1 protein-coding gene is annotated in these 264 nt (G+C 43.6%); it reads left to right on the top strand.

Going from position 1 to position 264, the window contains the following annotated elements; all coding sequences use genetic code 11:
- On the top strand, positions 1-264 hold a 264-nt coding region (locus R2R70_RS20835; RefSeq protein WP_410979025.1), incomplete at both ends, for a pyridoxamine 5'-phosphate oxidase family protein.

The following is a 264-nucleotide window of genomic DNA, read 5'->3' on the forward strand; positions in this document are numbered from 1 at the left end:
CTTGCAAGATGATCCATTCAAACAATTTGAAACATGGCTTGAGCATGCTGTGGGCAATAATATCCCAGACCCAACGGCCATGGTGGTCGCTACGGTTGATGAAACCGGGCAACCTTCACAGCGTATTGTATTGTTAAAACATTTAGACGATAACGGGTTTGTATTTTTTACTAATACCGGCTCACGTAAAGCACAAGAGCTAAAAGGCAATAACAAAATATCGCTGCACTTTCCGTGGCACCATATGGAGCGCCAAGTGATTGT

The sequence above is a fragment of the Cobetia sp. SIMBA_158 genome, from assembly GCF_046566945.1.
GTDB classification, from domain to species: domain Bacteria; phylum Pseudomonadota; class Gammaproteobacteria; order Pseudomonadales; family Halomonadaceae; genus Cobetia; species Cobetia amphilecti.